Source organism: Azospirillum sp. UENF 312511, assembly GCF_058780635.1.
Genome location: NZ_JBSNCG010000001.1, coordinates 1,786,022 through 1,794,434, shown reverse-complemented (window position 1 = coordinate 1,794,434; position 8,413 = coordinate 1,786,022). Strand labels below are relative to the sequence as shown.

At 68.1% G+C, this 8,413-nt stretch carries 3 protein-coding genes; all 3 read right to left on the bottom strand.

The annotated features are described in order from the left end of the window. Positions 1 to 256: Ig-like domain-containing protein (locus ACWPN7_RS08360; protein ID WP_492273246.1), on the bottom strand; the 256-nt coding region annotated here is incomplete at its 3' end. Further along, positions 216 to 5,600 carry a beta strand repeat-containing protein gene (locus ACWPN7_RS08355; RefSeq protein WP_492273239.1) on the bottom strand — a complete coding sequence of 1,795 codons (5,385 nt, stop codon included), beginning with the start codon at positions 5,598 to 5,600 and terminating at the stop codon, positions 216 to 218. The genes ACWPN7_RS08355 and ACWPN7_RS08360, both read right to left, overlap by 41 nt. A gap of 2 nt (positions 5,601 to 5,602) precedes the next feature. Then, positions 5,603 to 8,368, bottom strand: a complete 2,766-nt coding sequence (locus ACWPN7_RS08350) for a DUF4347 domain-containing protein (RefSeq protein WP_492273238.1) — start codon at positions 8,366 to 8,368, stop codon at positions 5,603 to 5,605. Between the last annotated feature and the right edge of the window lie 45 nt (positions 8,369 to 8,413).

The following is an 8,413-nucleotide window of genomic DNA, read 5'->3' as shown; positions in this document are numbered from 1 at the left end:
TCGTGACGGTCGGGGCGTTCGGAGCCGCGCTGTCGATGGTCACCGTCAGCGTGCTGGAGGCCGACGACGTGCCGGTGGCATCGCTCGACACGGCGGTCAGGGAATGAGCCCCGTCGCCCAGCGAGGCCGTCGTGACGGTCCAAAGCCCATTGGCATCGGCCGTCACCGTGCCCAGCGCCGTCGCGCCCTCGTACAGCACCACGGTTGTGAACGCCTTAGCCAGGCCGGTAATCGCCGGAGCCGTGACGTTGGTCAGCGTGTCCGTCGTCGAACCGCTGTTGGACGCGGTCGTCAGCGCCAGAACTCGCCGGAGTCGGCGGAACGTTGCGGAACAGGGTGATGCTTGTGAAGGCGCCGACCAGGGCGTCGAGATCGCCGTCGCCATCGATGTCGACGATGCTCGGCGCCCCCATCATCCCGGCGTTGCTCAGCCCGAACGGGTTGGTGCCGACCAGCGTGAAGCTGGGCGCCGTCGCCGTCCCGACGTTGCGGTAGACCACCGTGTCACCGATGATGTTGCCGACCAGGATGTCGAGGTCGCCGTCACCGTCGATGTCCACCATGGTCGGCGACGCCTGCCCCCCCGAATTGCCGAGGCCGAAGGGATTGGTGCCGACCAGGGTGAAGCTGGGCGCTGTCGCCGTTCCGACGTTGCGGTAGAACAGCGTGTCGCCGCCCTGGCTGCCGACCAGGATGTCGAGGTCGCCGTCGCCGTCGAGGTCCGCGATGCTCGGCGACGCGAGGGGGATGAAAGTGCTGAGCCCGAAGGGGTTGGTGGCCTCCAGGGTGAAGCTGGGCGCCGTCGCGGTTCCGATATTGCGCAGGAACAGCAGGGAGCCGGAGTTGCTTCCGACCAGGACGTCGAGGTCGCCATCGCCGTCGAGGTCCGCGAAGGCCGGGGTGGACATCGTCGTGCCGCTCAGCCCAAAGGGGGCGGTGGCGGCATCCAGGGTGAAGCTGGGCGCGGTCGCGCTGCCGACGTTGCGGTAGAATTGAAGATTGATGCCGATGTTTCCGACCAGGACGTCGAGATCGCCATCCCCGTCGATGTCCACGAAGACCGGCTTGGCTTGGGGGAAGAGACCGTTCAAGCCGAAGGGATTGGTGGCTTCCAGGACGAAGCTGGGATCGCCCGCCACGCGGACCGCCTGACCGGTCAGCGCGCCCGCGGCGTTGCCCGCGGCGTCCGCGGTCTTCGCGCCGGAGCCCGGCGGTGTGTAGTCCACCGTGACGCTCTGGTAGACCGTCGCCCCGGCGTCGAGCGTCAGGGTGACCGTCTTGCCGCTGGTGGCGACCGCGGTGACCGTCCGCGCCACGCCGCCGACCATCACCGTGAAGGCGCCGGCCGGAGTCTGGGCGCCGTCCAGAAGCTCCGAATAGGTCAGGGTCAGCTGCGTCCCGTTCAGCGTCGCCGACGTGAGCGTCGGTGTCTTGGTGTCGATGGTCAGCGTCAGGGCGGTCGAGGCGGTCGAGGTGCCGTTGACGTTGCTCGACGTGACGGTCAGCGAGTGCGTGCCATCGCTCAGCGAGGCGGTGGAGAGCGTCCACAGGCCGGAGGAGGCGTCGGCCGTCACCGTGCCGATGGCCGTCGCGCCGTCGTACAGCACCACCGTCGACGAGGCGACCGCGGTTCCGACGATCGCCGGCGCCGTGACGTTGGTCAGCGTGTCGGTGGTCGAGCCGCTGTTCGAACCCGCCGTCAGGGTCGGGGCCGTGGGGGTGGCGGGCGGCGGCGTGGTGTTCCGGTAGAGGACCGTCTTGCCGTCGTCCCGGCCGATCAGGGCGTCGAGGTCGCCGTCCCCGTCGATGTCCGCGAAGGTCGGCTTCGCGTTGCTGCCGACATCCCCCAGGTTGAAGGGGTTGGTGCCCTCCAGGGTGAAGGTGGGCGCCGCCGCCGTCCCGATGTTCCGGTAGAAAACCGTGTTGCCGCTGTCGTTGCCGATCAGGGCGTCGAGGTCGCCATCCCCATCGATGTCCACGAAGATCGGCGTGGCGTTGCTTCCGGCATCGCCGAGGCCGAAGGGATTGGTGCTTTCCAGCGCGAAGGTGGGGGCCGCCGCCGTTCCGACGTTCCGATAGAAGAGCGTGTCGCCATTAGCGTTGCCGATCAGGACGTCGAGGTCGCCGTCACCATCGATGTCCGCCAGGGACGGCGACGCGAAGCCCCCGGCATTGCTCAAGCCGAAGGGATTGGTGCCCACCAGGGTGAAGCTGGGCGCCGCCGCCGTCCCGACGTTGCGGTAGACGACGGTGTCGCCGCCCGCGTTGCCGGCCAGCAGGTCGAGGTCGCCGTCGCCGTCGATGTCCGCGAGGACCGGCTTGGCGAAGGCGGGCATGCCGCCGCCGACGGTGTTCAGGCCGAAGGGGTTGGTGCCCACCAGGGTGAAGCTGGGCGCCTCCGCCGTGCCGACATTCCGGTAGACGACGATGTTGGCGTACCAGTCGCCGACCACCGCGTCGAGGTCGCCGTCGCCGTCGATGTCGGCGAAGACCGGGGCGGACTGGCCGACGAAGCTGCCGATGCCGAAGGGGTTGGTGGCTTCCAGGGTGAAACTCGGATCGCCGCCCACGCGGACCGGCTGGCCGTTCAGCGCGCCCGCGGCGTTGCCGGCGGCATCCACGGTCTTGGCGCCGGAGCCCGGCGGGGTGTAGCTGACCGTCGCGCCCTCATAGGGCGAGGAGGCCCCGGCATCCAGCGTCAGGGTGACCATCCGGCCGGCGGTGGCGACCGCGGTGACCGTGCGCACCACGCCGCCCACCGTCACCGTGAAGGCGCCGGCCACAGGAGTCTGGGCGCCGTCCAACGCCTCCGAATAGGTCAGCGTCAGCCGCGTCCCGCTCAGCACCGCCGAGGTCAGCGTCGGTGGGGTGGTGTCCGGCGTCGTGTTGGTGACCGGCCGGGCGGTGACGCTGGCGGCGTCTGTGCCGGTGGGGGACTGGACGGCGTTGGCGTCGTCGCCCGCGGTGGGGTCGGTGTAGGCGACGGTGACCGTGTCCGTATCGGTGACCGCCTGGGCGAGCGTCAGAGTCACCGTCTTGTTCACGCTGTCCACGGCGACGCCGCTGACCGTGACCGTGGTGCCGCCGACCTTGACCTCGAAGGCGCCGGCCGCCGGCGGGTTGGCCGCGTCCAACGCGCTGTCGTAGGTGAGCACCAGCGACGTGCCGTTGACCGCGGCGCTTTGCAGGACCGGCGGAATGGCGACCGTCACCATGACGGAACTGGAAACCACCGAACTGGTGAGGTCAAGGCCGGTGGAAATCGTGTGGACGCTGATGGGGAACGCGCCGGACGTGTCCGTGCCGGAGGACGTCACGTCGAAGGTCAGCGTGTAGACTTGGCCTTGACTGATGATCCCGGTGATCATGGAAATGGGACTGACGCTTCCCGCGGGAATGAGACTGACGCTTCCCACCGACCAGCCGTTCGGTGCATCGACCCCGAACGTGACCAAGGAACCAATCAGTGTCCTCATCTGCGTGGCCGTCACGGTGAAGGACACCTGCTGCGGCGTTCCCGGCGTGAAGGCGATGGCCGGATTCGTCGGTACGATCGTCAGGAAGGGGGTGTAGGTGGCCGTGTTCGCGATCGTGACCGTGGCGACCTTGTCGACCACCGTGGAGTTGCTGGAGGCCCCGCTGTCGGTGATGGAGCGCAGAACGATCGAGCGGGTCTCGCTGCTGCCGTAGTTCGTGCTGGCCGCGTCCGTGTTCTTGTAGGCGATGCCGTCGATCAGCGTGTCCATGCCGCCGTTGCTGAGCGCCATGCCGGTCAGCGTCACCGTGGCGACGCCGTTCGCCAGCGTGACCGCGTAGTTGCCGCTGGCGAAGCTGCCCGTCGTCCCGTTGCTCAAGGCGATGTCGGTGCCGCCGATGCTCAGGAACTCGGTGCTGCCGGTGCCGCCGACGTTGTGAACGGTCAGCACCATGCCGGTGAAGGTCTGACCGTTGTCCACCGTCGAGGCGGTCACCCCGTCGAACAGGTCGGTGCCGCTGCTGCCTTGGCCGGACGAGAAGCCACCGTTCTTTGTCGTCAGCGTCAGCGTCGGCGGCACGCCGTTCGGGTCGGGCGTGGTGTTGGTGACCGACCGGCCGGTGAAGCCGGCGGCGTCGAGGCCGCCGCCGAAGGACTGGATGGCGTTGGCGTCATCACCCGCGGTGGGGTCGGCGTAGGAAACGGTGACTGCGGCGCCGTAGGCGACCGGCTGGGCGAGCGTCAGCGTGACCGTCTTGATCGCGGTGTCCACGGCGACGCCGCTGACGGTCACCGGGCTGCCGCCGGCCAGGACGGTGAAGCTGCCCGCGGACGGAATGTTCACGGCGTCGAGCGCCGTGTCGTAGGTCAGCACCAGCGACGTGCCGTTGACCGCGGCGCTTTGCAGGACCGGCGTCGGGGGTGCGCCGATGTTGATGACGGCGGAGATGCCGGTGAGGGTGCCGATGTTGTTGCTGCCGCCGTTGTCGGTGACGCTGGCCAGCGTGATGATGCGCTGGCCATCGGACGGCGTGCCGGCGACGTTGTTGTAGTAGAAGCCGTCCAGGAGGGACTGCATTTCGTCAGCCGACAACCGCAGGCCGCTGATCGTCACCGTCAAGGTGCTGCCGTTGAGTGTGGCGCCGCCGGTGACTCCAAAGGTGCCGCTCATCAAGCTGGCGCCGTTGGTCAAGTTCATGATGGAGGACGTACCACCGGGGACCATGAAGATCAGGTATTCCGACGCACCGTCCAGGACGCCGGTCACGGTGAAGGTCAGGCCGGTGAAGATCTGCCCCAGATCATTGGTGTTCGCCGTGACCGACGAGAACAGGTCCGCCGGGCCTGAGGAGCTGGTGAAGGTGGTCGCGTTGCCCGTCGCCGTCAGGCTCGGGGTGTTGACGGTGCGGGTGGCCGTGGCCAGGACGGCGAAGCGGGTGTCGGGGAGATCCAGGCCGGACAGGTTCTGCAGAACGTTGGCGGAGTCGTTGCCCGCCGGGTCGCTGTACTCGAAGCGGATGTAATCCCCCTGGGCGAGCGGGCTCGCCGTGGTCAGGACCAGCTTGTTGCCGGAGACGACCACCGAGCGCAGATCGACCTTCGTGTTGCCCACGAGGATGGCGTTGGTGCCCAAATTCACCGAATTGAGGCTGTCGGACGCGGAGAAAAGGGAAAGCAGCAACGGACTCTGGGCGTCCAGGGCCTGATCGAACGTGACGATGATGACGTTCTCGCCGACATAGGCATCGATGGCCGTGACGGACGGCGGCGTGGTGCTCGGGTCGGGCGAATTGTTGGTGACCGACTGGCCGGAGAGGCTGGCGGCGTCGCGCCCGCCGCTGCCGGCCTGGATGGCGTTCGCGTCATCGTCCGCGGTGGGGTCGGTGTAGGAGACGGTGACGGTGTCGCCATAGGCGACCACTTGGCCGAGCGTCAGCGTGACCGTCTTGCCGACGCCGTCCACGGCGATGCCGCTGACCGCCACCGAGATGCCGCCGACCGTGACGGTGAAGGCTCCCAGCGCCGGCGGGTTGGCGGAATCGAGGTCCACGTCGTAGGTGAGCACCAGCGAATCGCCGGTGACGGCGGCGCTTTGCAGGACCGGGACAGGGCGGGCCGCGCCCACGGTCAGGGCGGCGTCGAAGCCGAGGGCGTCCAGCCCCCGGTGGCGCTCTGGATGACGCCACTGGCGTCGTCGCCGCTGTTCGGATCAAGGTAGCGGAAGTTGATCGAGTCGCCGGCGGTGAGCGTGGCGTTGCTGAGGGTCAGCGTCAGCGTGTTGCCGGACACCGACACGGAGCTCACGTCGACCGGGCCGGTGCTTCCGTTGCTCGTGAGCACGACCTTGTTCGCACCGTAGAACCAGGGGCCGGAGGTGCCGAGGAACAGGCTGGTCGGAATCGTGCCTGTGCTGTCGAGGGCCGTGTCGAACGTCAGCGTGATGGTGTTCTCGCCGGCATGGGCCACGGCGCTGACCAGGGCGGGCGCCGCCGGGCCCGAGACGTTCACGGTGGCGGAAACGCCGGTGAGGCTGGCGGTGTGGTTGTTGCCGCCGTCGTCGGTGACGCTGGTGACGGTGATGACGCGGTTGCCGGGCGTGACGTTGCCGGAGACGAGGGTTCCGCCGGTGTAATTGATGTAGGACAGGCCGTCGATCAGCGCCTCGAGCTGGGCGTTGGTGTGGTACAGCCCGGTCAGGGTTACGGTCACCGTGGTGCCGTTGACCGCCACGTTGGCGAAGACGCCCAGCCCGGACCCGGTGATTCCCGGCAAGGGCGTCGGGCCGCCGCCGGCGATCGACAAGGCCAGGGGATTGCTGCCGATGCCGAGCAGCGCCTCGGCGTCGGACACGCCGGTGATCGTCAGGGTCAGGCCGGTGAAGACCTGCCCGGTGTCGTTGGTGTTCGCCGTCACCGTGGAGAACAGATCGACGCCCACGGGCGATCCCTGGCTGAAGGCCGGCGTGCCGCCCGTCGCCGTCAGGGTGGGCAGGGTCAGCGGCGGTGCGCCGACATTGATGGTGGCGGCGATGCCGGTCAGGCTGGCCGTGTTGTTGCTCGCCCCGTCGTCGGTGACGCCGGTGAGGGTGACGACGCGCTGGCCGTTGGACGGCGTGCCGGCGATGTTGTTGTAGGCGATGCTGTCGATGAACGACTGCATGTCGGCGGCCGAGTACTGCAGGCCGCTGATCGTCACCGTGGCGGTGCTGCCATTGAACGTGACGCCGCCGACAGCCGACCCGACGAAGGGGCCCGTCAGGGTGCCGGCGCCGGTCAGCGCGATGGTGACGGGCCCCCCCATCATCCCCGGTATGATAAAGCCCAGCATTTCCGACGCGCCGTCGACGATGCCCGTCACGGTCAGCGTCAGGCCGGTGAAGACCTGCCCCGTGTCGTTGGTGCTGGCCGTGACCGACGAGAACAGATCCACCGCGCTGGTGGTGAAGGTCGTCGTGCCGCCCGTCGCCGTCAGCGTCGGCAGGGTCGAAGCCGCCGCACCGATATTGACGGTGCTGGAGACGCCGGAGATGCTGGCGGTGCTGTTGCTGCTGCCGTCGTCGGTGACGCTGTTGACGGTGATGACGCGCTGGCCATTGGACGGTGTGCTGGCGGTGTTGTTGTAGACGAGGTCGTCGAGGAGCCACCCCATATCGGCATCCGACGCCTCCAGGCCCGTGAGCGTCACGGTCGCCGTGCTGCCGGTGACGATGACGGTCGCGGTGACGACCGCTCCGCCTGGCATCATCGGATTCGCGATGCCTGTTCCGTTGACCAAACTGAGTTGAAGCGGATTGGTCGCGCCGGGTATGTAGAAGGTCAGGGATTCCGCAGCACCGTCCTGGACGCCCGTTACGGTCAGCGTCAGGCTGGTGAAGACCTGCCCCGTGTCGTTGGTGCTGGCCGTGACCGACGAGAACAGGTCCACTTGGCTGTTGGTGAAGGTCGTCGTGCCGCCCGTCGCCGTCAGTGTCGGAGCCGTGGTCGGACGGGCCGTCGCGACGGTGATATCGTACTGGAAGGTTCCGACATCCTCACCGGAGGACGAACCCTGAAGAACGCTGCTGGACTGGTCGCCAAACGGGTCCTCGTACAGGATGGTGAGGATGTCGTTGTTGGTGAACGTCTGCTGTGGGAGCGTCAGCGTCAGCGTGTTGCCGGAAACCACAGCGGACGTCAGGTTGGTCGGGATGCCGTTGATCCGCGCGCTGCCCGGGGTCAACGCGTCGGAGGCGAAGGAATTCACGTTCGGCTGGCTTCCGGTATCCAGCGCTTGATCGAACGTCAACACGACGATGTTTTCACCGATGTAGGCGACGCCGCTCACGATGACCGGAGCGACCATCACCCCGCGATATGAATCGAAGCGCAGAGAGTCCGTGGTGACAGCGCCGTGCACCCAGTCGAGGTCCCAGTCGCCGCCCCGGTCCGCGGCACCCGTGGGCGTCCGCGAGGCCGCGACGTTGGCCCCCGTCGCCTCCGCCAGCGCGGTGAGGAAGTCGGCGCCCCGGCCCGACGCCACGTTGCAGCCGTAGAGCAGGATGTCGCCATCCGGGGCGAGGCTGGAGGCGATGGACGCCAGTTCCTCGACGCGCTGCGCCAAGGCCCCGGTGTCGAACCGGCCGGAGCCGAGCTGGAGGCCGCCTTCGAAACCGTGGCTGAGCACATGAATGGCGTGAATGTCGCGTCGGCCATCCAACGTCCGCGCCATCGCCGCCATACCGTCCGCCCGGCTGTCGATCAGGAAGACCTCGATGCCGGCCGGGATCTCGACCTTCAGCGCCTGCCAGTCATCGAGCGCCATGTCGATGAACGCGACCTCGCGCCTCGAAGCTTCGGGAACACCCTCGCAGCCCAGGATAGCGGGGACGGGCCGGGACACGGTCGAATGGAGCATGACGAGCATTCCTCGAAGGGGTTAGGCGCTTTGAGACCTCCCTTC